The organism is Chromatiales bacterium (assembly GCA_014762505.1).
Classification (GTDB): domain Bacteria; phylum Pseudomonadota; class Gammaproteobacteria; order SpSt-1174; family SpSt-1174; genus SpSt-1174.
Genome location: JABURS010000032.1, coordinates 1 through 24,861 on the forward strand (window position 1 = coordinate 1; position 24,861 = coordinate 24,861).

Below are 24,861 nucleotides of genomic sequence, written 5' to 3' on the forward strand. Positions count from 1 at the left end.
CGCCGCCCCCAGACCGGCGCCCACGCCGCCCCCCCCGGCGCGCCCGGCCATGCCGGACATCCGCGACGTGGTGATGAACGGCCAGTGGAGCGCAACCGGTGTACCGGCACTGTTCCTGCCCTCGGCGACCACCCGCTGCCTGGTATCCGGCGAGGACGTTGTGTGCTTTTCCAGCGAGCAGACCCGCGGCCTGGACGGGCAGGACGTGACCTTCACCACCAAGGCCACCCTCAGCGGCTTCGACCCGGAGGGGCGTTTCGGCGTGAACTACATCTACAACGTCACGGACGTGGACCGCCGCGGCAACAGTGGCGGCGTCGTGCCGCCCGGGCTGCGTGCCGAGGAAGGCTGGCTGGAGCCCGGGCGCAGCCTGCGTTGCGAGGCCGCCTCGCGCACCGAGCTGCGCTGCGCGGGCAGCGGCGAGACCCACGTACTGCGCACGCGCTGATACGGGCCATCCGGGCAATCGGCCCTTTTGTACCTGGCCGGCTGGTGGTGACGGGACGGTTTCCGCTATAACAGGCTGCTGATGGCCCAACCCCGAGAAAGGATGCCCATGGCCCCGCCCGTCTCCACCCAGCTCGATACCTGGCTCGCCCGCATCGGGCATGGCGGCCTGCCGATACTCTCGGAAACGGACCGGCAGATCGCGGCGCTGGCGCGACGCGATGGCAGCACGGCCAACGAGCTGGCAACTGTCATCCTGCGCGACCCGGCCATGACCTCCCAGGTCCTGCGCGTGGCCAATACCGTCTTCTACAATCCCACCCGCCATCGCATCAGCACCATCAGTCGTGCGGTGGTCGTGCTGGGTTTCAATGCCATCTTCACCATCTGCGTCTCCAAGACCGTGCTCGACGCCTTCGGCGGGGCCGATGCCCAGCAGGAGGCCCTGGCCGCCATCGCCCGCTCGCTGCATGCCGGCGTCCAGGCACGAGCCTTCGCCGAGCTGCTCAGATCCAGCCAGATCGGCGACTTCGAGCCGGAGGACGTCTTCATCGCCGCCCTGCTCTTCAACCTGGGTGAGATCGCCCTGTGGACCCATGCACCCGACAAGGCCCTGGAGATCATCCGCCGGGCGGGGAACGGCGGCATAGGCGACGAGGCCAGTCAGCGCGCCGTGCTGGGCTTCACGCTGGCCGAACTCACCTGTGCCCTGAGCCGGGACTGGCACCTGAGCCCGCTGCTGGACCAGACACTGTCGCCCGAGCACGGCAGGTCCGCCCTCGGCCGCCTGATCCGGCGGGCCAACGAGGTGAGCGAGGCACTGGCACGCGGGCAGCGCGAACGTCAGCTGGAACTGGCCGAGAAGGTCGCCGAGCTGCTGCAGCAAAGGCCGCGCGACGTGCGTGAACGCATCCACGCCAGCCTGCAGGCCGCACGGGAGCTGGTGGCCGGCTACGGTCTGGATACGTCGATGCTGGAGGCCGTGGCCGCCGAGACAAACAGCCCGAATCAGCCGGTGGCAGTACCGGACCGACAGACTGTGCAACTGCAGATACTGGGCGAGATCGCGGCCCTGCTCGGCGAACGCACCGAGGCGGGGCTGCTGCTGGAGATGGTGACCGAGGGGATCTATCGCGGCGTGGGATTGGCGCGGGTGGCGTTGCTGCTGCTCAGCAAGAACCGGCAGCAGCTGGTGACGAAGATTGCCCTCGGCCAGGACGCCGATGCACTGCGCAAGGATCTGCAGCTCTCGCTGGCCACGGCCCCGCGCCTGCAGGAGCTGCTGCAGGCCGGCCAGCCGGCGTGGCTGAGGGCCGGCGAGGGCCGTGACGCCGTGCTGGCGCGCGCCGTCGGGGAACCGGCCTGCTTTCTCATGCCCGTCGGCCTGCCCGGTCACATGATCGGCCTGCTGTACGCGGACCAGGGAAACGCCCCCGATGCCCCGCCGCTCGGCGAGGCCGACTACCAGGGCTTTCGCCTGTTCGGCCGGCAGGCCAGCCTGGGGCTGGCCTATCTCGACCCCCGCTAGGGCGGGCCTCCCCGAACAGGCCCTCTCGATGACCTGCTAGAGGCGGATCTCCGCCACCGGCAGCCACTCCACCTCGATGTTGCTCTGCGGTGATTCGGGAATGCGCCGGTCGGCGCGCACGATGTCGCCATCGCGATCCAGGATCGGGAATTCCGTCCCGTCTACCGTCGCCCCCCGGTCGGTCGCCCGGCGGGCGGGATGCGGCTGGCCTCGAAAACTTAGTACATTGGACATGTCTTTTTATCCTGTGCATTAAGTACGAATCATAACCTATTGAATAAAAAGAACCGAGTCAAGCGCGACGCTGCCTGGCGCGTGATTGCGCGCACAGTTCCTGCACGATGCCCCCACACCAGCCACCGGGATGTGATCGATGCCACAGCCCGTCGGCACGAAGGGCACATAATCACCCTCCACGCAGTTTCCGCGACAGGAGGACAAGGATATGCGCGCCTACAGAACGCATGTGCACCACCAGCCGCAGATCACGTTTGCACGCATCGCCCGCGCCGCCACCCTGGTGGCCGCCTTCGTCTACACCGTGCATCTGCTCTATAACTGAGTGCGTGGCAGGCCGGCCACAGCGGCCGCAGGAAACGGACGGGCCTGAGTCACGACGGGCCCGCCAGCACATCGACCAGCCGACCGGCCGGCCGGGAAGGAAAGACGATCAGGCCAGGTGGTAGGCCAGCTTCACCGCCCGGGGATCGTCCGGCGGCAGCCCCAGGTACATCACGCCACCACCCGACAGCGCCAGGTGCTCGCCACTGAGGTGGTGGGTCACACCAGCGGCGTCCACCACGAAGGTGCCATTGCTGCTCGAGTCGGTCACGACGAAGTGCCCGCCATCCCAGCTGATGCTCAGGTGCCGCCGGGACACGGTCTTGGAATCGGCACGCAGGTCGCTCTCGCTGTGACGACCGACCACGAACCCGCTCACCGGGGCCTCCAGCGCCACCTCCTGGCCCGACAGGTTCAGGACCAGCCGCGACCCGGCGGTTGTCTCGGCCACGGCCGGTGCCGCCTCGACCACCTCCTCCTCCGACGCCTGCCGGTAGCGGCGCTCCACGACCCGGCGACGGTTCCGGGTGATCAGGTTGCCGTCACTGTCCACGAGGGGGTAGTTCGGTCGTTGGCCATAGCGACGACGGTCGCCTTTGCGTCTCTCGGTCATGGGCATGTGTCGATGACAGGGTATCGTGGATGAATTATAACAAGCATAAGGTTGTGCCGATGCGGCAACAAGCGTGCTTCAACGGCGCGACACGTCTTCTCCGCATGCATGGAGTCACATGTCCTACCAGCACATCATCGCCGCCGTCGATTTCTCGGCCGCCTCGCAGCGGGTGCTCGAGCGCGCCATGGATCTCACGCGCCGGCACGAGGCGCGCCTGACGCTGATCCACGTCTTCGAGTACTTCCCCCCGCTGGACATCGCCGACACCCCCCTGGGCTCGGTGAGCTGGGGCGTGAACGAGCAGGAACTGGTGGAGCTGCATCGCCAGCAGCTCGGGAAGCTCGCGGCCCGTCTCGCCGACCCGCCCATCCTGCATCACCTGCTCACCGGCAACCCGCGCGACGAGATCGTGGGCTATGCCCGCGAACAGCAGGCGGACCTGATCGTGATCGGTTCACACGGTCGCCGCGGCATCGGTCGCCTGCTGGGCTCCACGGCGGCGGCGGTGCTGCACCATGCGCCCTGCGACGTCCTCGCGGTGCGCATTCGCGACGATGCCTGAGCCGCGGTACCTGTTCGTCTATGGCACGCTGCGACAGGATAGCCATCATCCCATGTCGCAGGTATTACAGCGCCATGCCCGGCGGCTGGGGCCTGCCGTCTTTGCCGGCCGCCTGTATCGCGTGAGCTGGTATCCCGGCGCCCGGGACGCGATGCAGCCGGGAGAGGTCGTCCATGGCGAGCTCTACCAGCTCCTCCGTCCGGGCTGCCTGCAGATCCTGGACGACTACGAAGGCCCCGATTTTGCCCGCGTGCAGCGCGAGGTCCGTGCCGGACCGCGGCATTACACGGCCTGGATCTATCTCTACACCCCCGCGGCAGCGGATCTGCCGCGCATTCCGGGCGGCGACTTCACCGCCATCACCCGCCGCGGCGCTCATACGCGGTGACGACTCTCGCCCGCCTCCAGGCCGCCCGCGATGAGATGGGCCGCACGCAGCGGCTCGGGTATCCGCGAATGCAGCGCGAAGCGCGCCAGCACCTCGCCGGCCGCATCGAGACTCAGGCCGGCGCGCTGCACGTAGACGCCCGCCAGGGGCTCCATCGGCCCGGCGGCCTCGATCAGGCGCCACTTGCGCGCCCCGCCACGGACCTTCTCCAGCAACGCCCGCCGGATGGCCGGCAGGTCGGGGGCCTGCCTCGCCACCACCAGTACCGGCAGTTGCAGGGCCTCGTGCAGGGCATGGATATCGATCACATTGAAGCCGGCGAAGGCGATGCCCTGGATCATCACCAGCTGCAGGTGGCGGCGAAAGCGTGAACCTGCGACCAGGCGCGTCAGCACCTCGGTGGCATTGCGCCCGTCGCGGCGCACCCGGCCGCTGAGGACACCGTCCAGGCGGGCATCGGCATAGACCGTGCCGACGATCCGCACATCGCCGCGGTGCGCGCGGGCGAAGGGGGCGTCGTCGAAGCCGATCACATGCGAGATGGACACGCTGCTCCCCTCCCGGATCAGGCGCCCGCCGCCGGGGCATCATAGTCGACGTCGAGTATCACCCAGGTCTCCTCGCCCCGCGGCAGGGAGACCGTCACCTCGTCGTCGATACGCCTGCCGAGCAGGGCGCGTGCCAGCGGCGAGTCCATGCTGATGTAGGCCGGCTCGGCGTCGAACTCGTCCGGCCCGACGATGCGATAGCGTCGTTGTTCCCCTGCCGCATCCTCCAGGCTCACCCAGGCGCCGAAAAAGACCCGGTCGGGGTCGTCCGGCGCCCGGTCCACGACCTTCAGCTCGGCCAGCCGCTTTTGCAGGAAACGCACCCGGCGATCGATCTCGCGCAGGCGCTTCTTGCCGTAGATGTACTCGGCGTTCTCGGAGCGGTCGCCCAGTGCCGCCGCCTCCTGCACCGCCTTCGTCACCTGCGGCCGCTCCACGCTCCAGAGCTGGTGCAGCTCCTCGCGCAGACGCCGCGCCCCTTCCGGGGTGATATACGGTGAACCGCGCCCGAGCGGCGCGCGATAACGTCCCATTCGAATAAACCATCCCATCCGGTACCTGCAGCGAGTGTGCCGCAGGTGGGGCAGTCGGCCAAGGATCGCCTGCCGTCCATCGGACCGACAGGCAACCTCATCCGTTTTTTCACGCCGCCCGGCCTGTGAACCAGCTCACACTTTCCCAGGCTTTGCTAAAGTCAGGGCATAGGGTGAAGGAAGCAGTGAGCATACCCTGCGCGGCCGGCCGAGACACGCTGAGCCCGCCACGCGTACGATGAAGGGAGTCCAGACCGACTGGGGGCAGCACCGGGGTAGATGGCCGGGGCCTCCATCAACCGGAGGACCTCGGCATGAAGAAACAGCAGCTCAGCAACGGCATCGTCCTGGCAACGGCCTGGCTGGCCCTGGCCGCCGCATCCGGCCTCGCCTTCCAGGAACCGGCCACCACGACCGCACGGGCCACGATGCCCGCCATCCCGGCCGGGTCGCCGGTACCCCGACAGGAATCCCTGCACATCACCCCGCCCGGCAAGGCCAGCGAGGCCGAAAAGGAAAACAGCGGGGGTGGCTGGAAGCGGCGCCGTACGGCCGTGGCCTAGACCGGGTGCAGGAACAGCAGGTCGATGAGGGCACCCAGGGTCGCGGCCAGGGCCACCAGGAGGAGGACGAGCACGGCACCGCCAAATCGCCGCCCGAAGAGCGCCTGACTCGCCAGCAGCACGCGTTCGGCCAGGGATGGCAGGGGTGCCTCCTCGATGCGGACATCGCGTCCGCTGAGGTAGGGGATGCCGTTGATGTACTTGAGTTTTCCCGGTTCCCGCCTGTCCATTGCCGCATCCCTGTCAGCCGGGCCAGCCCGGCGTATCCACCGAGACTAGTCCAGCCACGAGGGTTTGGCGAGCACGCACAGCGAGTCTCCGTGCCCCGCTCCTCCGCGTCGGCGATCTTGCCGAGCTTCCAGTCGCGGTGTCTCAGCATCACCTCGACCACCTGCTCCGGCTCATCGCATAGCTCGATGTAGCGCAGGTCCTCTTCGCCGATCGCGCCATGGCGCAGCATGGTGCCGCGAATCCAGTCGAGCAGTCCCTGCCAGTACTCGCTGCCGTAGAGCACCAGCGGCATGGGGTAGACCTTGTGGGTCTGCAGCAGCGTGAGCGCCTCGAAGAATTCGTCCAGTGTGCCGAAACCGCCGGGCAGGCAGACGTAGCCCATGGAGTGCTTGACGAACATCACCTTGCGCGCGAAGAAGTAGCGAAACTCCAGCGACACGTTCTGGTAGGGGTTGGGCCTCTGCTCGGTCGGCAGGGTGATATTGAGCCCCACCGAACTGCCACCCCCCTCGGCGGCCCCGCGATTGGCGGCCTCCATGATGCCGGGCCCACCGCCGGTGATCACGGAAAAGCCGGCGGCGGCGAGGCGATGGCTGATGGTCTGCGCCGCCTGGTAATACGCATCGTCCGGCGTGAGTCGCGCCGAGCCGAACACGGAGACGGCGAAGCCCAGGTCGGAGAGCTTGTCGAAGCCCTCGGTGAACTCACTGATGATGCGAAACAGGCGCCAGGATTCGTCGCCCTTGAGGTCCTGGATCATGGTTGTCCTTTCTCGTCGTAACAGCGGTAACAGCAGGTCCGGCAAAATCCCGTTCGGGCATGCAGCCGGCGCCACTCAGGGTATCGGCTCATCGGCGGCGGCCAGGGCAGACAGGGCCTTGCGCAGCTCGTCGGGGACGTCGCCTGCAAACCGGTACAGGGCGACGTCATCCAGCCCGTCCCAGGCCGCCGCATAACGCGCATCGGCCACGGCCGGCTCCACCGCGCCGACCTCACGGATCACGATGGCGCGTACCCGCCCCGGATAGCGCCGCGCCATCTCGGCGTAGACCTCCGGGTCCTGCTCGCCGGAATCACCCACCAGGATGAAGCGGCGCCCGTCCAGGCGGCTGAACAGGCCCTCGAGCAGGCCGAGCTTGTAGGCATAGGGATCGGCGAACAGCGAGAAGAAGCTGCGGTCCTTGAGACGGAAGGACTTGAGATGGAAGCTGCCCTCGGGCAGCCCCTCGGCGGCGAAGAAGTCCGCCAGCGGGACATAGAGCTGCCAGGGACTGGCCGAGAGATAATGAAAACGTGTGCCCGGATGGCTCGCCAGCTCCTTGTAGAGACCGGCCATGCCCTCGACGGCCTGCCAGGGCCGGAGAAAGGTGTTGGCGAGCAGCGCCCGGGCATCGTGCACCTCGCTGATCTTGAGCGTGTCATCGATGTCGGAGATCACGCTCACGCCACCGCGCGGGGCGCAGGCGAGGGGCGCGGCGAACTGCCGCCCGTCAGGCGCCTGGTAACGCACCGCTGCGGCCGGCTCGGTCAATGAGACTTGCGCACGGGTGTGTCCGTCGGGCGTGGTCGGCGGCGTGACGAACTCCGTTGCGCCGACCTGCAGGCGCAGACGCTTGCCCCGTTCGTTGTCCACCAGGAACCAGCGCAGGCGCTCCCGGAGCAAGATCTCCTCCCCGTCCTCGACGGGCACCTCACCTGCCAGCCAGCGCCAGGCCTCCCGTGCCTCGATCAGCGGCGGCTCGTACACCCAGGCATGCAACTCGGCCTGCCAGCCGTCGCCGGCCTCGGCCGGCCAGCACAGCGTGGGGAACAGCAGCAGATCCTCGTCAGGCTTGACCGGGTCGGCCAGCGGGTCGGCATAGGCCAGCGGCAGCAGACCGAGTCCCGCGGCCCCGGCCAGGACCCTGCGCCAGAACATGCCGGTGATGCGCTGTAAACGCGTGAGGGGCACTCAGAAATCGGGGAACGGGCTTTCCAGCCACCAGCGCTCGTCATCCTCGCTGTAATACCACTGCTGTCGCTGGTGCAGGGTACGGATGCGGTTGTCGAACTCCAGGTGATAGTCGATGCGGGTCTCCACCACGGCCTCGCCAGAGTCGGGGTTGCCGACGCTGCCGAGGATCTTGTAATCCGTCACGCGGATGCCGTCGAGCCGCTCGAAGTCCGGCAATTCCGGCTCGCCCTCGCGGGGCTTGTGATAGGCCGCGGCATCCGGCCATTCGCCCCAGCGCACCATCGAGCCATAGACCTGGATCGAGTAGTTGAGGGCGTCGCCGCGCTCGCGCAGCTCGTGTTTCTTGCAGCCCATGGGCAGGGTGGCGAGGGCCAGCACCACGCAGCCGATGAGCAGCTGACGGATTCTCTTCATCTGCACTATCCTCCTGAATGGCCCAAGCATAAACGATCACCCCCATGGACACGAGCCGTCGCAAGGAGACTGCATGAAGACCCTGTTCACCATACTCGCGACCCTGCTGCTGGCGGCCTGCCAGGGGACCCTGCCGCGCGACGAGACCTCGCCCTGGTATCACCCACCCGCGGGCACGACGGTCACGGTGCATCGCGCCATCGATATCCCGCCGGGCCGGGCCCGCATCTTCCTGCAGAACGGGCAGATCGTTGCCTACACCGCACGCAACCTGTACTACCCGAACTGCGAGTTCGAGGTACTTACCGTGGACGAGACGGTACGCCGCATCCTGCCGGGCGAGTTTCGGGTGCAGCGCGTGCTCATACGCCAGGACCAGGTCGCCGGAGGTGATCCCGTACGCCTGGTGGACGCCGGCCGACACCTCGGTATCGGCCTTGGGATCGGGCCGTGGGGCGGGATGGGGCTGGCCGCCGACGACGACGGTCCCAGCTACATCATGTACGTGGTGGAGATGCGCCTGCGCTCGCCAGAGCAGCCCGATGTCTATCGCCTGGTCTGCCGCGGCGGGGAGGACGACCCGGCCGATGCGATCCCGCCCTCCATCCGCGAGATGCGCCAGGCCTTGGGCGATTAGGCCACGCTGACCCTGCCGGACGCACCCGCCGAGGACTAGCCGCGCAGGCGCATCCAGAGTTCGATGAAGTGGCGCCGCGCCTCGGGATCTGTGGCCGACTGATCCCAGACATGCGTACCGAAACCGATCTGCGCCAGCACGTACTCGCCCAGTGCAATCTGGCCGATGGCGGTGGCACCGGTCGCCAGCTGCCCGATGCCGAACTCCAGGGCCAGTGCCAGCTGGCCGATGCCATACACCCCCGTGGCCGCCTGCCCCAGCCCGAACAGCAGGCCCAGACCGAGCTGACCAATGGCCAGCAGGCCGAAGGCCGCCTGCCCCACGGCAACGCCACCGACGGCGACACGGCCGACGGCCAGCACGCCACGCGCCACCTTGCGCCGCCCCGTCTCCGGGCAGATGCCGCGGGTGTAGTGCAGCAGCGGCCAGCCGGCGAAGCGGGCATGTGAGACGAACTCTGCATAGGCCCGGCCATCGGGATAGAGATAGCGTCGCCACACGCCGCGGCGGGTACGCTCGATCCGGTATTCGATCTCCTCGAGCAGGAGATTGCGCGCCGCTCTAGGCATGAGCCACCACCCGGTCACGCCCCCCCTCCTTGGCCTGATACAGGGCGACATCGGCCCGCCCGATGAACTCGCCGGGCGGCCCGCCCTCGCACCATTCGGACAGGCCAAAGCTGCAGCTCAGGCGCCCGACATGCGGGAACTCCTGTGCGCGCAGCAGCGCCTGCAGCTTGTTCGCCAGCTGCTCGGCATCGGCCAGCGTGGTCACCGGGCAGAGCAGTGCGAATTCCTCGCCACCCCAGCGTGCCAGCACATCCTGCTCACGCACGTTGTCGCCAACCAGCTGCGCAAAGGCACGCAACACCGCATCACCCGCCTGGTGACCATAGCGATCATTGATGCTCTTGAAGTGATCGATATCCATCAGGACCAGGGACAGCGGGGAGAGATAGCGCTCGGCACGGCTGATCTCGTGACGCAGGACGTTGTTGAACTCGCGCCGATTGGCCACCCCGGTGAGGCTGTCGGTCGTGGCCAGCGCCTCCAGCTCGGCCTGCAGCTTCTCGCGCTGACGGATCTCGTGCGCAAGCTCGGCATTCGTCGCTTCCAGTGCCGCCGTGCGCTCGGCCACCATGGCCTCGAGCTCCTCCTTGCCACGCAGCAAAATGGCTTCTGCATCCTTTATGCGGGTAACCTCGGTACGCACGGAGACGTATTTGTACGGCAGCCCTTCCGTATCCAGAAAGGGCACGATGGTCGTGGCCACCCAGTAGAGGCTGCCATCACGGCGGCGGTTGCAGATCTCCCCCTGCCAGATGCATCCCTCGGTGATGGTCTCCCACATCTGCCGGTAGAAGTCATCATCGTGCACACCGGAACGCAGCAGGCGGTGGTTGTTGCCGATCAGTTCGGCGCGGGAGTACTGGCTCACCTCGCAGAACTTGTCGTTGGCATAGATGATGTCGCCGGCCGCATCGGCAATGCTCACGATGTTGTGACGGTCGGTGGCCTGGCGCTGGAACTCGTTCTCCTTGAGCATCGCATCGAGCCGCACCGCCTGGTCCTCGATGGTGGCCGTGCCACGGGCCACCTGGCGCACCGTGAGCGCGGCAATGCCCGCCACCAGGGCGATACCGATGGTGCCGAAAGCGAGCAACAGCCAGTAGACGCGCCGGGACAACAGGGTGGCCTGCAGGGTCTGCTCGTGCGTACGCCCGGCATGCAAGGCCAGCGCCACCTCCAGCCGTTCGAGCATCCGTGTCTGGCGTGGCTGCACTTCCTCGACCAGCAGGCGACCGGCCAAATCGTGCTCGCCGCCACGCAGCAGATCGATGATCCGCTCCTGAAATGCGACGATCTCCAGGGCGATCTCACGCTGGCTGGCAAGCAGCGCCTGTTCCGTCGGCGGCAGCCCCAGGGCAAGCAGCTCGGACCGCGCCATGGCGAACTCGGTCCCCAGTGCGTAGAAGGTCTGCACCTTTTCTTCGAACAGGAAGGGGTCGGTCGTCTCGCTGGCCTGCAGATCGTGCAGTATCGCCAGACGTCGCCGTGCGGCGTCCAGCATGCGAAACAGGGACTGATTGGCCACCTGCTCCTCCTGCGCCACCTCGATCAGCGACGACTGGGTGCTATGCAGACCGACCACTCCGAGCGAGACGGTGACGACCAGCGTGATGCCCGTGGCTGCGAACGCCGCCAGCAGCACCCGGCGGATTCTGCGCGAATAGATGAATGCGGTGCGGTTGTCTGTCACTGGCGTTTTTATGCCCCGTCCGATGCATTCCTTCGCGCTGTCTGCAGGAGGCAAAATGATAGCCGCAAGCAGGTTCGTCTGTCGCCGACCTTGACAGTCTCTGGCGATGCGTCCTGAATAGCTCTATCACGATACGTCCAGCGACACGACGGAAAACCGCCCCCTGCCATGAATTTCCGCCAATCTTTTGAGATCGATCAACTCGGCGCCTGCCGCATCGACAACCCCATGGCCAGCGAGGGCGACTTCCACTTCGTCGACGATCGCGAGCGCCTGCTCTGTGATCCCCATCTGAGTGGCCTCGAGGAGGCCATACAGACCGGCGCGCAGCCCAACGGCTTCGAGGTGGCCGGCCCGCGGCGCCTGATCCACTTCGAGCCCGAGCGGGTACGCGCCGCGGTGGTCACCTGCGGCGGACTCAGCCCCGGCCTGAACAGCGTGATCCGCGGCCTGGTGATGCAGCTCTGGTACCACTACGGCTGCCGCGACATCCTCGGCATCCGTTACGGCTACAACGGCCTGAGCCCGGACGCCCAGCCGCCGCTGGCCCTCACCCCCGAACGGGTGAGCAACATCCACCTGGAAGGCGGCACCATCCTCGGTTCCTCGCGCGGCACGCCACCGACCGCCACGCTGGTCGACACCCTGGTGGCGCTGGGCATCGACGTCCTCTTCACCGTGGGCGGCGACGGCACGATGCGCGGTGCAGCGGCCATTCAACGGGAGCTGCACGATCGCCGGCTCGACATCGCCGTGGTCGGCATCCCCAAGACCATCGACAACGACATCCCCTTCGTCCGCCGCGCCTTCGGCTTCGAGACGGCGGTGGCCATTGCCACCCAGTCGGTGCGTGCCGCCGAGGTGGAGGCCAAGGGTTCACCGCGCGGCGTCGGCCTGGTGAAGCTGATGGGGCGTCATGCGGGCTTCATCGCGGCCACCGCGGCGCTGGCCGCGGGCAATGCCAACCTGGTGCTGATACCTGAGGTACCCTTCGCGCTGGACGGCCTCCTGCGCTGGCTGGAAGAACGGCTCGAACGCAAGAATCACGTGGTGATCGTGGCCGCGGAGGGGGCCGGTCAGGACTGTTTCGATACCGAGACACTGGGCACGGATGCCTCGGGAAACCAGGCCCTGGGGGACATCGGCGTGCTGCTGCGCGATCGCATCAAACAGCACTTCGCCGAGGCCGGCACCCCGGTGACGATGAAGTACATCGATCCGAGCTATCTCATCCGCTCGACCCCCGCCAACCCCACCGACCAGATCTACTGCGACCGCCTGGCCCGTGCCGCCGCGCATGCTGCCATGGCCGGCAAGACCGGTATGCTCATCGGCTACTGGCACGGCCGCATGACCCATGTCCCCATGCAGGCACTGGAGGGCCAGACCCGGCGCGTGAATCCCCAGGGCGAACTGTGGCATGCCGTGCTGGAGAATACCGGGCAGCCGGCGCGGATCGATCCGCCGCAGGACGATTAATCACCCCGCGCCACCGGCCGCGCCGGGTCCCTGATCCACTCGCTCCAGGAGCCGGCATACAGCCGCGACCCGGGCAGGCCCGCGACCTCCATCGCCAGCAGGTTGTGACAGGCCGTCACCCCCGATCCACACATGTGCATCACTTCGCTCGGCAGGGCATCACCCAGTAGCGAGAGGAAGGCCGCGCGCAGGGCATCCGGTGGCAGGAAGCGCTGCGCCTCGTCGAGATTGGTGGTGAAGGGCCGGTTCAGTGCCCCCGGCACATGCCCGGCCACCGGGTCGATGGGCTCCTCCTCCCCGGCAAAACGCGCGGGGGCGCGCGCATCGATCAGCACGCCCTGCCCGAGGGCCAGCGTCTCGGCCACGTAACCGGCATCCACCCAGCGGTCCGCATCGGGCCGCGCGACGAAGTCGGCCGACGGCCGCGTCACCTCGCCGGTCTCCAGCGGCAGGCCCGCAGCCTGCCACACCGCATGGCCACCGTTCAGCAGGGCGACCTGCCGGTGCCCGAGCCAGCGCGCCAGCCACCAGAGCCGTGCGGCCATCGCCCCGCCCGCATCGTCCAGGGCCACCACCTGGGTACCGGGCCCGATCCCCCAGGCCGCGAAGCGGCGGGCGAGCTGTGCCGGTTCAGGCAGGGGATGCCGCCCGGTATCCGGCCCGACCGGCCCCGAGAGGTCCTGCTCCAGGTCGGCATACACGGCACCCGGCACATGCCCCGCCAGGTAGGCCCGGCGCCCCGCCTGCGGATCGGCGAGCGAAAAGCGGCAGTCGACCACGACCACCCCCGGGTCCTGCAGATGCGCCTGCAACCAGCGCAGTTCCACCAGCGTATCGAACATGGCGTCCTCTCCTTCCGATGCAAAAGGCTATGACAGGACAGGCGCGCGTCACGAAGTCTTCATCGATACGCGGCCAAAAAACCTTTCACACCCGTAAAAGCTGCATGATAATAAATCCCGACACGTCGACAATGCCCGGGCGGCAGCCTGCGCCTGGTCAACGTGTCGAGTGGCAACAGGATTTTTTCGCGTTCTCGAGGAAAAGCAGCATGGCTACCGGTACCGTCAAGTGGTTCAACGAGACCAAGGGCTTCGGCTTCATTGCGCAGGACAATGGCGGCCCTGACGTCTTCGTGCATTACAGCGCCATCACCGCCGAGGGCTTCCGCACCCTGCGTGAAGGCCAGAAGGTCAGCTTCGAGGTGCAGCAGGGCCCGAAGGGTCCGCAGGCCGCCAACGTCGTCCCCGAGTGACAGGACGGGCCCGGGGCGTGCCCCCGGGCCCGTGTCACCGCCCACACCTCGCTCGCGCACGGGCGGCGTGATCACGCCGCCCGCGTCCCGGGTATGATCCGGTAATCCCCATGCTCGGCTATCGCCACGCCTTTCATGCCGGCAACATCGCCGATGTCCTCAAGCACGCCGCCCTGGCGCTTGCGCTGGAGGCCCTCAAGCGCAAGGACAAGCCCTTCTGCTATCTGGAGACCCATGCCGGCAGCGGCCGCTACGACCTCGCGCAGGAGGCGGCGCAAACCACCGGCGAATACCACGATGGCATCGGGCGCCTGTGGGGGCGGGACGACAACCCGGCCCTGCTCGCCCCCTATCTCTCCGCCGTGCAGGCACTGAACCCGAACGGCCAGCTGCGTCATTATCCCGGCTCGCCACGCGTCGCCCGACACCTGCTGCGCAGCGGCGATCGCATGATCCTCTGCGAACTCAACCGCAAGGACCACGAGGTACTGGAACGGGCGTTTGCCGACGACCGGCAGGTGCGTACCTACCGGCAGGATGGCTATCAGGCCCTCAAGGCCTTCCTGCCGCCGCCCGAGCGCCGCGGCCTAGTGCTGATCGACCCGGCCTACGAGGGACGCGACGAGTACCGCCGCCTGCTGGAGGCCCTGGCCGAGGGCCTGCGGCGCTGGGCCACCGGCTGTTACGCCGTCTGGTATCCCATCCACCAGCGGGCCATCGCGAAGCGGTTTCTCGACTCCGTGGTGGCGCGCGGCTGGCGACGCCTGCTGGTGGCGGAGCTCACGGTGTTGCCGGACGATCGCCGCGACCGTCTCAACGGCTCGGGCATGCTGTTCGTGAATCCGCCCTGGCAGCTCGACACCCGGCTCGCCGAGTTGCTGCCGGCCCTCTGGCAGCGCCTCTCGCCGGCGGGCGAGGGCGGCACCCGCGTGGAGTGGTTGATCGGGGAATGACTACTGCCCGCCACCCTGCCGCAGGGTGGCGCCCGCCGCGCGGCCGGCGAGATAGCCGCTCGCCCAGGCCCACTGGAAATTGAAGCCGCCGATGCGCCCGTCCACGTCCAGCAGCTCCCCCACCAGGTAGAGCCCGTCGCAGACGCGCGAGCGCATGCTGCGCGGATCGATCTCGGCGAGCGGCACCCCGCCCGCCGTCACCTCGGCGTAGGCGTAGCCGCGATCGCCCACCACGGGCAGCGGCATGTCGGTGAGCAGGGCCAGCAAGTCGCGGCGCCGGTCGCGGGGCAGCTCGGCGCAGGTGGCCTCCGGCGTGATGCCCGCCAGGGCGCAGAGGGCATCGGCCAGGCGCTGCGGCAGCCACTGGCGCACCAGGCCGCGCACCGTCTTGCGTCCACCCTCGCGCAGCTGCCGGTCCACCGCCTCCGCGGCCTGCGCCGGCAGCCAGTTGGCGTAAAGCCCCGCCGCCCGGTCCTCGCGCTGCGCACTCAGCCAGTGACGGCTGATGTCGAGCACGGCCGGACCCGAGAGGCCGAAGTGGGTGCAGAGCAGGTCGCCCTCCGCCTCGGCGAGCGGCTTGCCGCTGCCGCTGCGCACGAGCAGCCGCACCGGCGTGGCCACTCCCGCCAGCTCGCGCAGCACGTGTACCTTCGCCAGCACCAGTGGCACCAGCGCCGGGAACAGGGGCCCCGGCACACTGTGGCCAAGGGCCTGGACCAGCGCATAACCCGAACCGTCCGAGCCGCTCTTGGGCAGGCTGCGTCCGCCGGTGGCGAGCACCACCTGCCGGGCGCGGCACTCGCCCCAGTCGCCCGTCAGACGGAACCCGCCGGCCACGCTCTCGATCTGCGCGACCTTGTGACCGGCGAGCAGCGGGATGCCGAGGCGTTGCAACTCGCCATGAAAGGCCGCCAGCACGTCGCGCGCCGAGTCGCTCACGGGGAACAGCTTGCCCGTGGCCTCGCGCTTGAGCGCCACGCCCAGTTCCTCGAAGAACGCGCGGGTGGCGCTCACCGGCCAGGCACGCAGCACGCGCCGGATGCTGTTGCGCGAGCCGCCGTTGAAATCGGTCTCGTCGACCACATCATGCGTGACATTGCAGCGTCCGCCGCCGGCCACCAGGATCTTCGCCCCCGGCCGGCGCGCGCCGTCGAGCACGAGGATGCGGGCGCCGGGCGCCTCCCGTCCGGCCCATACCGCCGCCATCAACCCGGCCGCACCGGCGCCCACCACGGCGAGGTCGGCATCGTACTGCTGCAACTGGGGAACGGATGGCATGGCAGATGGTCCAGGGAGGTGACGTGGGCATTCTACCCAAAGGTCCGCTGACTGCCGAAAAATCTGCTGGACAGCGAATGATGAATGACTAATATCCGTTGCACAGGGGCCACGCTCCGCCCCGGGTTTGTTCTCTGGAGGCCTGTCTCATGAGCAAGTCCACGATCTGGTATGGTTATCTCGACGCGGGTGAGAAGAGCTCGCCGGTGGTGATCGACGAGCGACTCAACACCGGCAACCCGCAGACCCTGTATGTGTTCAACCTGGCGCGCGGCAAGATCCTGGAATACCGTCGCGACATCGCCGAACCCAAGCTGCGGGAACTGAAGGCAGCCGAGCAGTCGGTGGTCAGCGAACTCAAGACCGCCTTCGACGCCGCGCGTCACGAATTCCGGACCCGCGGGGCCCGCATCCTCAATCTGCCCGAGCGCTGTGCTGCCGCCGCCAGCACAGCAGAGCCGCGCCTGCAGGAAGGCGAGGACGAGGAGATGGATTTCGAGGACTTCGACATCGACCTCGTGGCCGATGACGAAGAGGCCGAGGAACTGGACGAAGTGGAAGAGATGTAATCACCGCCCCGGTCGTCCATGAGGGACGACCGGGGCACCCTGCCCTGATGCCCTGCCGGCATCACCCTGCAAAGAGCTGCCCGCATGCAACCCGCCCTGCCCCTGCCCGCCGATACGCTGCCGCTGGCCGTCGTCGACGACCTCGTCGATCACGGCTACAGCCTGCGCCCGGGGTATTTCGATCCGGCCCTTGTAGCCGCCCTGCGCCGCGAACTGCGCCTGCTGCACCGGGAAGATCGCCTGCGCGCCGCGCGCATCGGCAAGGACGGCGAACGCCAGCTGCGTGAAGACATTCGCGGCGACCAGATCCGCTGGCTCACCGGCGAGACCGACGCCCAGCAGGCCTTTCTGGCGCAGATGGAGGCGCTGCGGGAGACCCTGAACCGCGAGCTGTTTCTCGGCCTGGAGGACTTCGAGGCGCACTTCGCCCTCTACCCGCCGGGCGCCCACTACGAGCGCCACCTCGACAGCTTCAACAACAACAACCTGCGCCGCGTCACCATCGTCGCCTATCTCAACGCCCGCTGGCGGCCCTGGGACGGCGGCGAACTGAACCTCTATGACGGCGACCGGGTCTTCGAGTCCATTCGCCCCGAGGGCGGCACGCTGGTCACCTTCCTGAGTGAACGCATCCCGCACGAGGTCGCCGTGACGCAGCGCAGCCGACTGAGCATCGCCGGCTGGTTCAGGGTGCGCCCGCTGCCCCAGACACCCCCGCTCTGAGCTAACGGATGCCCTGGGCCTTCATCCAGGGCACATAGGCCTTGTCCACCTTGAGGATGTGGTGGGTGAGCCAGTCCTTGAGCAGGCCGAGCGCCTCCTCGTCCACCTGCTCACCCGCCTCGTGGCGGTCCAGCAGGTTCGTGACACTGGCCGTGAACTGGTTGTGCTCGGCCTTGTGCGCGGCCTCCGCCTCGTAGCCATGTCGCTGGAACAGCTCTTCCTCGACAATGAAGTGATTCATGGTGTAGTCGACCAGGCCGAACAGGATCTCGCCGATGGCCTCGCGACTGGGCGCGGGCTTCGAGATCTCGTCGTGCAGCGCATTGGTGCTGTCGACCAGCCAGCGGTGCTGTTCATCGATCAGATCGATACCGATACGCAGCTCATCCGTCCAGGGCATGAACGTCATGCTTCCCCCTCTCAGCGGCTTCGTGAGCAGACACATGCGGGCACGCGGAGATGCCCCTGTGGGCGACCATGCGCCGCTCGTTTAACCTTATTTTTTGTGCGAGTATAAACACGCCCGCGACGCCCGGACAAGCACGCCGCGCGGGGCGTTGATACACTGGCCGGCATTGCCCGTCGCATGCCTGAGGAGCAGGGATGAGTGGAGACTGGAACTGGGGCCTGCTCGCGCCCCTGGCATTCGCGCTGATCGAGGCGGTCGCCATCGTCACCGCGTTGCGCGCCATCATGACGGTGCGCACCTCCCAGGGGGCCATCGCCTGGTCGGTGGCCCTGGTGAGTTTTCCCCTGCTCTCCCTGCCGCTTTACTACCTCTTCGGGCGCAACCGCTTCCAGGGCTACGTGCTGGCCCGCCGGGCCGGCGACCTGCGCATCCACCATATCGCGCAGAACCTCGCGCGGGACTTCCCGCCGCAATACCTTGCCGCACTGGGTACACCGGGCAGCGCCTTTCATGCCCTGGAGCGGCTGGCCCGTATCCCCTTTACCCGCGGTAACCGGCTGGCGCTGCTGGTCAATGGGCAGGCCACCTTCGACGCCATCTTCGAGGCGCTCGAGACGGCGCGCGACTACGTCCTGGTGCAGTTTTTCATCGTGCGTGACGACGGCCTCGGCCGCCGCCTGCACGCGGCGCTCGCGGCCTGCGCCGCCCGCGGCGTGCGCGTGTATTTCCTCTACGACGCCATCGGCAGCCGCGAGCTGCCGGACACCTATGTGGACTCGTTGCGCGAACGCGGCGTCGAAATGGAGGCCTTCAATGCCGGCAGCGACCGACGCAGCCGCTATCAGATCAACTTCCGCAACCATCGCAAGGTGCTGGTGATCGACGGCCACCAGGCCTTCATCGGCGGGCACAACGTGGGCGACGAGTACCTCGGCCAGGACCCGGCCCTGTCGCCCTGGCGCGATACCCACGTGTCTCTCGAGGGCCCGGCGGTACTGGCGGCGCAGCTGACCTTCATCGAGGACTGGCACTGGGTGACGGGCAGGGTGCCGACACTGGCCTGGCAGGCCGTGGCCGCGGCGGACCACGATCAGCCGGTACTCATCGCACCCACCGGCCCGGCCGACGAACAGGAGACCGGCTCCCTGCTCTTCACCCAGCTCATCGGCATGGCCCGGCGGCGACTATGGATCGTGAGCCCCTATTTCGTGCCGGACTCCTCTGTGATGAACGCCCTGCGTCTGGCCGTGCTGCGCGGCGTGGATGTGCGCCTGCTGGTACCGCAGCGACCGGACCACCGCCTGGTACACCTGGCGGCCCAGGCCTATTACGCGGATGCGGTACCCGCGGGCATCCGCATCCATCGTCATACCCGGGGATTCCTGCACCAGAAGGTCGTGCTCATCGACGACGAGATTGCGGCCGTCGGCACGGTGAATCTCGACAACCGCTCCCTGCGCCTCAATTTCGAGGTCACCGTGATCAGTGCCTGTCCCCGGTTTGCCGCCGAGGTCGAGGCCATGCTCGAACAGGACTTCGCCGCCAGCACGCCACTGACCCCCGAGATGATCAACGCCCGCCGCCTGCCGGCCCGCATCGCCTGTCGCGTGGCCCGTCTCTTCTCCCCGGTGCTTTGAGCGCATAAAAAAGGCCGCCATGAAGGCGGCCTTTCCAGCAGGAACAGGGGAGGACTCAGTTGGACGCGATCTGCGTCATCTTGTTGCGTTCGAGCTTGTAGGTCCACGGCAGGCCCTGGTTGCGCCAGCCATTGACCACGCGCTGACCGGCATGCGGACCTTCCTTGGCCTTGTCGCCCTCGTAACCCTCGAGCACGCTGTAGACGCGGGTATAACCCAGCTTGGCCAGCAGGTCGGCCGCCTTCGCGGAACGGCTGCCGGAACGGCACAGCACGATGATCGTGTCGTCCTTGCCCAGGCCCTTGGCCTGCAGGCGACGCTCGACCTGGTTGGCGAACTCGCTGTTCACGTCCATCACGTAGCTCTGCTTCTTGTCGTCGAAGGCATTCCATTCGCTGAGCTGCATGTAGGGGATGTTCGCATCGGCCACGGTAGGCATGCCGAGGAAGTTCACTTCCGCGTGCGAGCGCACGTCGAGGAACAGCGTCTTGTCGCCCTGGGCCTGCATGTGGTCGTAGGCCTCCTTGGCGCTCATATAAAGACCAAGCGTCGTCTGCTTCTTCTTCGGCACGTCGGCGCCCTGGGCGGCGACAGCCAGCGAAGCGGAAACGACCAGGATCAGGCTGGCAATAACACTGACGAGAAGGGATTTTTTCATGGGTCAAACTCCATATTGACGGGGTGATGTCCTGCTGGCCGGGATCCCAGGCGGATACCCAAGGCAGGCGCAAGATACACCAACCGGCATGTCAGGTGTAAGCACGAAACCACGGGAATGTGCGAAACCGCGACCGGGTTCGCGTCATGATGCGGGAGCGGCGCGGTGATGCACCGCCATGGCACGTTCCCGGCGCCCTGCGCGCCATCCCGGCGCACGCCGGCTGCCTCTGCCACCTGTGCAGCGGTCCCCGCCGCACTGGCACAGAACCTGCTGGAAGCGCTTCCATCGACACCGGAAAAGGACGCCTGCGAACATGCCATTCGAAGACCCGCTCGACGCCGAGACCATGCGCATCATCATCCAGCTGCGCCGCGTGCTGCTGGACGACCACGGCGTGGATATCGATCTCGAAGACCCCCACGTGATGGAAAATCTCTTCGACGCCGCCCGCGAGGCACGGGACCGGAAGGCCGAGCAGCTGGCCTACGCCCTCTGCGACCACCTCACGGCCCTGCACTACGAGGTCAGCGGTCCCGGCTGCCGGGAGCGGCTGCAGCCGCAGTTTCGCAGCCCCCTGCATGAGCGCTTCGTCGGTGCGAACCCCGGACGGGTCTACCGCGGCCAGGTGCAGGACGAGCAGCAGCCGCCACCGGCCTCCAACGATGCCGGCCCGGCCGGGGAGCCGCGCCGGGAGGTGATCTACCGGGGCCGGCGCGTGGTGGTCTGAGGCTCAGCCCGCACGCAGCGCCTCCAGCGCCTCCCACCGGGCATAGGCGGCCTCGAGTTCCGACTCGACCCGGGCAAGCCGCGCCTGAGCATCGGCCATCGCCTCCGCCCCCTGCTGGTAGAAGTCCGGATCGGCCATGGCCTCGTGCAGGCCGGCCTGCTCGGCCTCCAGGGCCTCGATGCGCGCGGGCAGCTGATCGAGTTCACGCTGGTCCTTGTAGGAGAGCCTGGCGGCCTTTGCCGGGGCCGGCCTGGCGCGTTCCGCGGCCGGGGCGGCAACCGGCCTGGCCGGCGCCGGTATATCCGCGGGGTCACGCCGCTGGCGCAGCCAGTCCTCGTAACCGCCCACGTACTCGTTGACCACCCCGTCGCCCTCGAACACCAGGGTGCTGGTGACCACGTGATCGAGGAAGGCGCGGTCGTGGCTCACCAGCAGCACCGTGCCCGCGTAGTCCATCAGCAGCTCCTCGAGCAGGTCGAGGGTGTCGGCATCGAGGTCGTTGGTGGGCTCGTCGAGCACCAGCACGTTCGAGGGCCGGGTGAACAGGCGCGCCAGCAGCAGGCGGTTGCGCTCGCCGCCCGACAGGGCCCGCACCGGCTGACGGGCACGCTGCGGGGTGAACAGGAAGTCCTGCAGATAACTCAGCACATGGCGCGGCTGGCCGTTGATGGTGAGCATGTCGCGCCCCTCACCCACGTTCTCCTGCACGGTCTTTTCCTCATCCAGGATCGCGCGGTACTGGTCGAAATAGGCGATCTCCAGGTTCGCGCCGCGCTTGATGCGGCCGGTCTGTGGCTCGATATCGCCCAGCAGCAGGCGCAGCAGCGTGGTCTTGCCGGCACCGTTGGGACCGATGATACCCACCTTGTCGCCACGCATGATGGTGGTCGTCAGGTCGCGGATCACCGGCTTGCCGCCGTACTCGAAACACACGCCCTCGGCCTCGACCACGATCTTGCCGGAGCGCTCGGCCTCCTGGATCTGCATGCGGGCCTTGCCGACCTGGCCGCGCCGCTCGCGGCGCTCCTCGCGCATGGCCTTGAGCGCCCGTACCCGGCCCTCGTTGCGCGTGCGCCGCGCCTTGATGCCCTGGCGTATCCAGGCCTCTTCCTGGGCCAGCTTCTTGTCGAACAGGGCGTTCTGCCGCTCCTCGGCGTCCAGCACCTCCTGCTTGCGCCGCAGGTAGGTGTCGTAGTCGCCGGGCCAGTCGGTGAGTCGCCCGCGATCCAGCTCGATGAGGCGGGTGGCCAGGCGCTTGAGAAAGGCGCGGTCGTGGGTGATGAACAGCAGCGCGCCGTTCCAGTCGAGCAGGAACTCCTCCAGCCAGGTGATGGCCTCGATGTCGAGGTGGTTGGTGGGCTCGTCCAGCAGCAGCAGGTCGGGGTCGCCCACCAGGGCGCGGGCCAGCAGCACGCGGCGCTTGAGACCGCCGGAGAGGCTGGACATCGCCACCTCCGGGTCGAGCTGCAGGCGCGAGAGGGTGGCATCCACCCGTTGGTTCATGTCCCAGCCATCCACCGCCTCGAGCGCGTGCTGGCAACGCTCGAGCTCGGCCATGCGCGCCTCGCTCGGGTCCTCGGCGATGGCATGGGCGATGGCGTGGTAGCGGCGCAGCAGCTCGCCGGCCTCGCCCAGGCCGCTGGCCACCACGTCGAACACGCTGCCGGTCGCGTCACGCGGCACCTCCTGCTCCAGCCGCGCGATGCGCAGGCCCTGGTTACGGGTGATCTGGCCGTCGTCGGGCGCGATCTCGCCGGATACCAGGCGCAGCAGGGTGGACTTGCCGGCGCCGTTGCGCCCGACCAGGCAGAGGCGTTCGCCCCGCTCGATCTGGAAATTCACGTGGTCCAGCAGCGGCGGGTTGCCGTAGGTGACGACGACATCGCGGAAGGTCAGAAGGGCCATAAGGGTTCGTCAGGGTACCTGTGTGCGGAAGATGGTCATGCCAGTAAAAAGGCCGGGGGCGATAGTGTATATCGCGCCCCGGCCCGGGATCATCGCCAGCCTGTGAAACTAGCGGCGGCGACCGCGGCCCTTGCTGTCCTTGGCGCGCTCCTGGTTCACGCGCAGGGGGCGGCCGTTGAAGTCGCTGCCGTCCAGGCCGGCGATCGCTGCGCGGGCCTCGTGCCCCTCCATGTCGACGAAGGCAAAGCCCCGGCACTTGCCGGAGAAGACGTCACGCGACATCTTCACCCCGCGCACCTTGCCGTACTGCGAGAACAGGGTCTCCACATCGTTTTCCCGGGTATCAGGGGGCAGGTTGCCCACGTACATCGTTAGCATGCTTGTCTCCTAGACGGATTTGCGGGAGGCGCGTCGGCCCGGTTTCTGGCCACCGTTGCGGGGCGCGCCCTTCGGCGCGAAGCCCTTGCGCGGCGCGCGCGGGGCGGACGGACGCGGCTTGCCGCGGCGTGCCTCGGGGCGCGGCGCACGGTCGCTGCCCGGCGTCGGTTCGAAGCCCGGCACCACCGTGGCCTGGAGGTTGCCCTTCACCAGCTTCTGGATGGCGGTGAACTGGCCACGCTCATCACCGGCGACCAGCGACACGGCGCAGCCACGCTGCCCGCCGCGACCGGTGCGGCCGATGCGGTGCACGTAGTCCTCGGCGTTGTCCGGCAGCTCGTAGTTCACCACGTGCGGCAGCCGGTCGATGTCGATGCCGCGGGCCGCCACGTCGGTGGCCACCAGGGCACGCACGCGCTGGCGCTTGAAGGCCGCCAGGGCACGGGTGCGCTGGCCCTGGCTCTTGTCGCCGTGGATGGCCATGGCGTCGATACCGTCCTGCGAGAGCTGCAGGGCCAGGCGGTCGGCGCCGCGCTTGGTGCGGGTGAACACCAGCACCTGGCGCCAGTTGTTGGCACCGATGAGATGGCTCAGCAGCTCGCGCTTGCGGCCACGATCGACCCAGTGGGCCTCCTGCGCCACGGACTCGGCGGCCGAGTTGTTGCGCGCCACCTCGATCACCTCGGGCGAACGCAGGAAGCGCTGGGCCAGCTTGCGGATGCCGTCGGAGAAGGTGGCGGAAAACAGCAGGGTCTGGCGGGTCTTCGGCACCTGGCCGAGGATGCGCTCCATGGGCTTGATGAAGCCCATGTCGAGCATGCGGTCGGCCTCGTCGAGCACCACGGTCTCTACGGCGGACAGATCCACCGTGCGACGGTCCAGGTGATCGATCAGGCGACCGGGGGTGGCGACGACGATGTCGACACCGGCCTGCAGGGCATTGATCTGGGGACGGATGTTCACGCCGCCGTAGATCACGGCCGTGCGCAGCTGCTGATGCCGGCCGTAGGTGCGCACGCTCTCGGCGACCTGGTCGGCCAGCTCGCGGGTCGGGGCCAGCACCAGCATGCGCACGCGGCGCTTGCCGCCGTTATTGGCCGCGCCGAGGCGCTGCAGCAGGGGCAGGGTGAAGGCCGCCGTCTTGCCGGTGCCGGTCTGGGCACTGGCCATGACGTCATGGCCGGCGATGATGATCGGGATGGCCTTGGCCTGGATGGGGGTCGGCGTGTCGTAACCCTGATCGGAAACAGCACGCAGCAGCTCGGCCGACAGGCCAAGATCGGAAAATGACATATTGTGGATATACCTCTGGATGGACCCGTGCCGGTATGCCGGCGGTCCGATGCGATGAAGTGCGAAGCGAAAACCCGATGAGGGATACAGACGCGCCGCGGCCGGTTTGCCGTACCAGCCACACAGTGTTGCGTCTCGGGGGTACTTTGCGGCCTCGTGAATGACGCCGCGACAAACATGAAGGCTTAGAGTAACACGAACTGCCCTGGTTCCCTACAACTATCGGGTTTTTTGTCTCCCGGGCAGGCTGCATTTTGCAGTAGTTTTCCGTCAAGGGTTGTTGTAGAGTGATTTTGCTGCAGCTTGTGGTTCAGGCAGTTTAGGTAGTGTCCCGCCAGGTTTACCTCCCGAAC

29 protein-coding genes are annotated in these 24,861 nt (G+C 67.7%); 13 read left to right on the forward strand and 16 right to left on the reverse strand.

Annotated elements, in window-relative coordinates; all coding sequences use genetic code 11:
* Positions 1 to 49 precede the first annotated feature (49 nt).
* Entirely contained in the window at positions 50 to 448 is a 399-nt protein-coding gene (locus HUJ28_04865; GenBank protein ID MBD3618783.1) for a hypothetical protein, read from the forward strand.
* 108 nt (positions 449 to 556) lie between these two features.
* Positions 557 to 1,975, forward strand: coding sequence for an HDOD domain-containing protein (locus tag HUJ28_04870; protein MBD3618784.1), 1,419 nt, complete (start codon positions 557 to 559; stop codon positions 1,973 to 1,975).
* A 36-nt stretch (positions 1,976 to 2,011) separates the two neighbouring features.
* Here the strand turns inward: HUJ28_04870 and HUJ28_04875 are convergent, their stop codons facing one another.
* The gene (locus HUJ28_04875) at positions 2,012 to 2,209 is read right to left on the reverse strand and encodes a hypothetical protein (GenBank protein ID MBD3618785.1); all 198 of its coding nucleotides are present in this window, start codon (positions 2,207 to 2,209) and stop codon (positions 2,012 to 2,014) included.
* Between the two features lie 436 nt (positions 2,210 to 2,645).
* Entirely contained in the window at positions 2,646 to 3,149 is a 504-nt protein-coding gene (locus HUJ28_04880) for an FHA domain-containing protein (GenBank protein ID MBD3618786.1), read from the reverse strand.
* Positions 3,150 to 3,267: 118 nt separating this feature from the next.
* Between HUJ28_04880 and HUJ28_04885 the strand changes: the two genes are divergently transcribed.
* Together HUJ28_04885 and HUJ28_04890 are read left to right on the forward strand one after the other, a co-directional pair.
* On the forward strand, positions 3,268 to 3,714 hold the full coding sequence (locus HUJ28_04885) for a universal stress protein (protein ID MBD3618787.1): 447 nt from the start codon (positions 3,268 to 3,270) through the stop codon (positions 3,712 to 3,714).
* Positions 3,707 to 4,102 (forward strand): gamma-glutamylcyclotransferase, encoded by a 396-nt coding sequence (locus HUJ28_04890; GenBank protein MBD3618788.1) that lies wholly within the window; start codon positions 3,707 to 3,709, stop codon positions 4,100 to 4,102. Before HUJ28_04885 ends, HUJ28_04890 begins: the two co-directional genes overlap by 8 nt.
* Here HUJ28_04890 and HUJ28_04895 read toward each other — a convergent pair.
* Both HUJ28_04895 and greB read right to left on the reverse strand, forming a co-directional pair.
* The gene (locus tag HUJ28_04895; protein MBD3618789.1) at positions 4,090 to 4,650 is read right to left on the reverse strand and encodes a DUF99 family protein; all 561 of its coding nucleotides are present in this window, start codon (positions 4,648 to 4,650) and stop codon (positions 4,090 to 4,092) included. The genes HUJ28_04890 and HUJ28_04895 overlap by 13 nt on opposite strands.
* A 17-nt stretch (positions 4,651 to 4,667) precedes the next feature.
* The gene (gene greB, locus HUJ28_04900) at positions 4,668 to 5,183 is read right to left on the reverse strand and encodes a transcription elongation factor GreB (protein ID MBD3618790.1); all 516 of its coding nucleotides are present in this window, start codon (positions 5,181 to 5,183) and stop codon (positions 4,668 to 4,670) included.
* Positions 5,184 to 5,497: 314 nt separating this feature from the next.
* Between greB and HUJ28_04905 the strand changes: the two genes are divergently transcribed.
* Positions 5,498 to 5,746, forward strand: a complete 249-nt coding sequence (locus HUJ28_04905; GenBank protein ID MBD3618791.1) for a hypothetical protein — start codon at positions 5,498 to 5,500, stop codon at positions 5,744 to 5,746.
* On the opposite strand, the gene HUJ28_04910 is transcribed toward HUJ28_04905, so the two are convergent.
* The 3 genes from HUJ28_04910 to HUJ28_04920 all read right to left on the reverse strand — a co-directional run bounded on the left by HUJ28_04910 (position 5,664) and on the right by HUJ28_04920 (position 8,345).
* Positions 5,664 to 6,737, reverse strand: a complete 1,074-nt coding sequence (locus HUJ28_04910) for a TIGR00730 family Rossman fold protein (protein ID MBD3618792.1) — start codon at positions 6,735 to 6,737, stop codon at positions 5,664 to 5,666. The two genes, HUJ28_04905 and HUJ28_04910, sit on opposite strands and share 83 nt — an antisense overlap.
* Positions 6,738 to 6,812: 75 nt before the next feature.
* Positions 6,813 to 7,895, reverse strand: a complete 1,083-nt coding sequence (locus HUJ28_04915; protein MBD3618793.1) for an App1 family protein — start codon at positions 7,893 to 7,895, stop codon at positions 6,813 to 6,815.
* A 33-nt stretch (positions 7,896 to 7,928) separates the two neighbouring features.
* On the reverse strand, positions 7,929 to 8,345 hold the full coding sequence (locus HUJ28_04920; protein ID MBD3618794.1) for a hypothetical protein: 417 nt from the start codon (positions 8,343 to 8,345) through the stop codon (positions 7,929 to 7,931).
* 73 nt (positions 8,346 to 8,418) lie between these two features.
* On the opposite strand from HUJ28_04920, the gene HUJ28_04925 reads away from it, so the two are divergent.
* Positions 8,419 to 8,982 (forward strand): hypothetical protein, encoded by a 564-nt coding sequence (locus HUJ28_04925; protein MBD3618795.1) that lies wholly within the window; start codon positions 8,419 to 8,421, stop codon positions 8,980 to 8,982.
* 35 nt (positions 8,983 to 9,017) lie between these two features.
* Here HUJ28_04925 and HUJ28_04930 read toward each other — a convergent pair whose 3' ends face one another.
* A complete protein-coding gene (locus HUJ28_04930) occupies positions 9,018 to 9,551 on the reverse strand; it encodes a hypothetical protein (GenBank protein MBD3618796.1) in 534 nt (177 codons plus the stop codon).
* Positions 9,544 to 11,241 (reverse strand): diguanylate cyclase, encoded by a 1,698-nt coding sequence (locus HUJ28_04935; protein ID MBD3618797.1) that lies wholly within the window; start codon positions 11,239 to 11,241, stop codon positions 9,544 to 9,546. The genes HUJ28_04930 and HUJ28_04935 overlap by 8 nt, the downstream gene beginning before the upstream one ends.
* A 168-nt stretch (positions 11,242 to 11,409) precedes the next feature.
* Here HUJ28_04935 and HUJ28_04940 point away from each other — a divergent pair, with 168 nt between their 5' ends.
* Positions 11,410 to 12,720, forward strand: a complete 1,311-nt coding sequence (locus tag HUJ28_04940; GenBank protein MBD3618798.1) for an ATP-dependent 6-phosphofructokinase — start codon at positions 11,410 to 11,412, stop codon at positions 12,718 to 12,720.
* On the opposite strand, the gene HUJ28_04945 is transcribed toward HUJ28_04940, so the two are convergent.
* On the reverse strand, positions 12,717 to 13,562 hold the full coding sequence (locus HUJ28_04945; protein ID MBD3618799.1) for a sulfurtransferase: 846 nt from the start codon (positions 13,560 to 13,562) through the stop codon (positions 12,717 to 12,719). The two genes, HUJ28_04940 and HUJ28_04945, sit on opposite strands and share 4 nt — an antisense overlap.
* Positions 13,563 to 13,771: 209 nt before the next feature.
* On the opposite strand from HUJ28_04945, the gene HUJ28_04950 reads away from it, so the two are divergent.
* Positions 13,772 to 13,975 carry a cold-shock protein gene (locus HUJ28_04950; protein MBD3618800.1) on the forward strand — a complete coding sequence of 68 codons (204 nt, stop codon included), beginning with the start codon at positions 13,772 to 13,774 and terminating at the stop codon, positions 13,973 to 13,975.
* Positions 13,976 to 14,085: 110 nt separating this feature from the next.
* Positions 14,086 to 14,928 (forward strand): 23S rRNA (adenine(2030)-N(6))-methyltransferase RlmJ, encoded by an 843-nt coding sequence (locus HUJ28_04955; protein MBD3618801.1) that lies wholly within the window; start codon positions 14,086 to 14,088, stop codon positions 14,926 to 14,928.
* On the opposite strand, the gene HUJ28_04960 is transcribed toward HUJ28_04955, so the two are convergent.
* Positions 14,929 to 16,188, reverse strand: coding sequence for an NAD(P)/FAD-dependent oxidoreductase (locus HUJ28_04960; protein ID MBD3618802.1), 1,260 nt, complete (start codon positions 16,186 to 16,188; stop codon positions 14,929 to 14,931). It lies immediately after the preceding gene.
* A gap of 167 nt (positions 16,189 to 16,355) precedes the next feature.
* Between HUJ28_04960 and HUJ28_04965 the strand changes: the two genes are divergently transcribed.
* Together HUJ28_04965 and HUJ28_04970 are read left to right on the forward strand one after the other, a co-directional pair.
* On the forward strand, positions 16,356 to 16,775 hold the full coding sequence (locus HUJ28_04965; GenBank protein ID MBD3618803.1) for a hypothetical protein: 420 nt from the start codon (positions 16,356 to 16,358) through the stop codon (positions 16,773 to 16,775).
* An 84-nt stretch (positions 16,776 to 16,859) separates the two neighbouring features.
* Positions 16,860 to 17,498: a 2OG-Fe(II) oxygenase gene (locus tag HUJ28_04970; GenBank protein MBD3618804.1), complete on the forward strand. Its 639-nt coding sequence runs from the start codon at positions 16,860 to 16,862 to the stop codon at positions 17,496 to 17,498.
* Between the two features lies 1 nt (position 17,499).
* Here HUJ28_04970 and HUJ28_04975 read toward each other — a convergent pair whose 3' ends face one another.
* Positions 17,500 to 17,907, reverse strand: a complete 408-nt coding sequence (locus HUJ28_04975; protein ID MBD3618805.1) for a bacteriohemerythrin — start codon at positions 17,905 to 17,907, stop codon at positions 17,500 to 17,502.
* Positions 17,908 to 18,101: 194 nt separating this feature from the next.
* Here HUJ28_04975 and cls point away from each other — a divergent pair, with 194 nt between their 5' ends.
* Positions 18,102 to 19,544 (forward strand): cardiolipin synthase, encoded by a 1,443-nt coding sequence (gene cls, locus HUJ28_04980; GenBank protein ID MBD3618806.1) that lies wholly within the window; start codon positions 18,102 to 18,104, stop codon positions 19,542 to 19,544.
* Between the two features lie 55 nt (positions 19,545 to 19,599).
* On the opposite strand, the gene HUJ28_04985 is transcribed toward cls, so the two are convergent.
* Complete coding sequence (locus tag HUJ28_04985) at positions 19,600 to 20,202, reverse strand: sulfurtransferase (protein MBD3618807.1); 603 nt, start codon at positions 20,200 to 20,202, stop codon at positions 19,600 to 19,602.
* Between the two features lie 316 nt (positions 20,203 to 20,518).
* On the opposite strand from HUJ28_04985, the gene HUJ28_04990 reads away from it, so the two are divergent.
* Positions 20,519 to 20,932, forward strand: a complete 414-nt coding sequence (locus HUJ28_04990; GenBank protein MBD3618808.1) for a hypothetical protein — start codon at positions 20,519 to 20,521, stop codon at positions 20,930 to 20,932.
* A gap of 3 nt (positions 20,933 to 20,935) precedes the next feature.
* Here the strand turns inward: HUJ28_04990 and HUJ28_04995 are convergent, their stop codons facing one another.
* The 3 genes from HUJ28_04995 to HUJ28_05005 form a co-directional block, all read right to left on the reverse strand.
* On the reverse strand, positions 20,936 to 22,837 hold the full coding sequence (locus tag HUJ28_04995) for an ATP-binding cassette domain-containing protein (protein ID MBD3618809.1): 1,902 nt from the start codon (positions 22,835 to 22,837) through the stop codon (positions 20,936 to 20,938).
* 108 nt (positions 22,838 to 22,945) lie between these two features.
* A complete protein-coding gene (locus HUJ28_05000) occupies positions 22,946 to 23,215 on the reverse strand; it encodes an RNA-binding protein (GenBank protein ID MBD3618810.1) in 270 nt (89 codons plus the stop codon).
* A 9-nt stretch (positions 23,216 to 23,224) separates the two neighbouring features.
* Positions 23,225 to 24,508 carry a DEAD/DEAH box helicase gene (locus HUJ28_05005; protein MBD3618811.1) on the reverse strand — a complete coding sequence of 428 codons (1,284 nt, stop codon included), beginning with the start codon at positions 24,506 to 24,508 and terminating at the stop codon, positions 23,225 to 23,227.
* Between the last annotated feature and the right edge of the window lie 353 nt (positions 24,509 to 24,861).

What these genes read in the sequence shown, in the direction of transcription:
- HUJ28_04975 (MBD3618805.1), bottom strand. Translation starts at nt 17,907, where the DNA reads ATGACGTTCATGCCCTGGACGGATGAGCTGCGTATCGGTATCGATCTG.
- HUJ28_04890 (MBD3618788.1), top strand. Translation starts at nt 3,707, where the DNA reads ATGCCTGAGCCGCGGTACCTGTTCGTCTATGGCACGCTGCGACAGGAT.
- HUJ28_05000 (MBD3618810.1), bottom strand. Translation starts at nt 23,215, where the DNA reads ATGCTAACGATGTACGTGGGCAACCTGCCCCCTGATACCCGGGAAAAC.
- HUJ28_04940 (MBD3618798.1), top strand. Translation starts at nt 11,410, where the DNA reads ATGAATTTCCGCCAATCTTTTGAGATCGATCAACTCGGCGCCTGCCGC.
- HUJ28_04990 (MBD3618808.1), top strand. Translation starts at nt 20,519, where the DNA reads ATGCCATTCGAAGACCCGCTCGACGCCGAGACCATGCGCATCATCATC.
- HUJ28_04945 (MBD3618799.1), bottom strand. Translation starts at nt 13,562, where the DNA reads ATGTTCGATACGCTGGTGGAACTGCGCTGGTTGCAGGCGCATCTGCAG.
- HUJ28_04930 (MBD3618796.1), bottom strand. Translation starts at nt 9,551, where the DNA reads ATGCCTAGAGCGGCGCGCAATCTCCTGCTCGAGGAGATCGAATACCGG.
- cls (MBD3618806.1), top strand. Translation starts at nt 18,102, where the DNA reads ATGAGTGGAGACTGGAACTGGGGCCTGCTCGCGCCCCTGGCATTCGCG.
- HUJ28_04955 (MBD3618801.1), top strand. Translation starts at nt 14,086, where the DNA reads ATGCTCGGCTATCGCCACGCCTTTCATGCCGGCAACATCGCCGATGTC.
- HUJ28_04885 (MBD3618787.1), top strand. Translation starts at nt 3,268, where the DNA reads ATGTCCTACCAGCACATCATCGCCGCCGTCGATTTCTCGGCCGCCTCG.
- HUJ28_04925 (MBD3618795.1), top strand. Translation starts at nt 8,419, where the DNA reads ATGAAGACCCTGTTCACCATACTCGCGACCCTGCTGCTGGCGGCCTGC.
- HUJ28_04950 (MBD3618800.1), top strand. Translation starts at nt 13,772, where the DNA reads ATGGCTACCGGTACCGTCAAGTGGTTCAACGAGACCAAGGGCTTCGGC.
- greB (MBD3618790.1), bottom strand. Translation starts at nt 5,183, where the DNA reads ATGGGACGTTATCGCGCGCCGCTCGGGCGCGGTTCACCGTATATCACC.
- HUJ28_04985 (MBD3618807.1), bottom strand. Translation starts at nt 20,202, where the DNA reads ATGAAAAAATCCCTTCTCGTCAGTGTTATTGCCAGCCTGATCCTGGTC.
- HUJ28_04875 (MBD3618785.1), bottom strand. Translation starts at nt 2,209, where the DNA reads ATGTCCAATGTACTAAGTTTTCGAGGCCAGCCGCATCCCGCCCGCCGG.
- HUJ28_04865 (MBD3618783.1), top strand. Translation starts at nt 50, where the DNA reads ATGCCGGACATCCGCGACGTGGTGATGAACGGCCAGTGGAGCGCAACC.
- HUJ28_04905 (MBD3618791.1), top strand. Translation starts at nt 5,498, where the DNA reads ATGAAGAAACAGCAGCTCAGCAACGGCATCGTCCTGGCAACGGCCTGG.
- HUJ28_04915 (MBD3618793.1), bottom strand. Translation starts at nt 7,895, where the DNA reads ATGTTCTGGCGCAGGGTCCTGGCCGGGGCCGCGGGACTCGGTCTGCTG.
- HUJ28_04995 (MBD3618809.1), bottom strand. Translation starts at nt 22,837, where the DNA reads ATGGCCCTTCTGACCTTCCGCGATGTCGTCGTCACCTACGGCAACCCG.
- HUJ28_04965 (MBD3618803.1), top strand. Translation starts at nt 16,356, where the DNA reads ATGAGCAAGTCCACGATCTGGTATGGTTATCTCGACGCGGGTGAGAAG.
- HUJ28_04870 (MBD3618784.1), top strand. Translation starts at nt 557, where the DNA reads ATGGCCCCGCCCGTCTCCACCCAGCTCGATACCTGGCTCGCCCGCATC.
- HUJ28_04880 (MBD3618786.1), bottom strand. Translation starts at nt 3,149, where the DNA reads ATGACCGAGAGACGCAAAGGCGACCGTCGTCGCTATGGCCAACGACCG.
- HUJ28_04920 (MBD3618794.1), bottom strand. Translation starts at nt 8,345, where the DNA reads ATGAAGAGAATCCGTCAGCTGCTCATCGGCTGCGTGGTGCTGGCCCTC.
- HUJ28_04910 (MBD3618792.1), bottom strand. Translation starts at nt 6,737, where the DNA reads ATGATCCAGGACCTCAAGGGCGACGAATCCTGGCGCCTGTTTCGCATC.
- HUJ28_04970 (MBD3618804.1), top strand. Translation starts at nt 16,860, where the DNA reads ATGCAACCCGCCCTGCCCCTGCCCGCCGATACGCTGCCGCTGGCCGTC.
- HUJ28_05005 (MBD3618811.1), bottom strand. Translation starts at nt 24,508, where the DNA reads ATGTCATTTTCCGATCTTGGCCTGTCGGCCGAGCTGCTGCGTGCTGTT.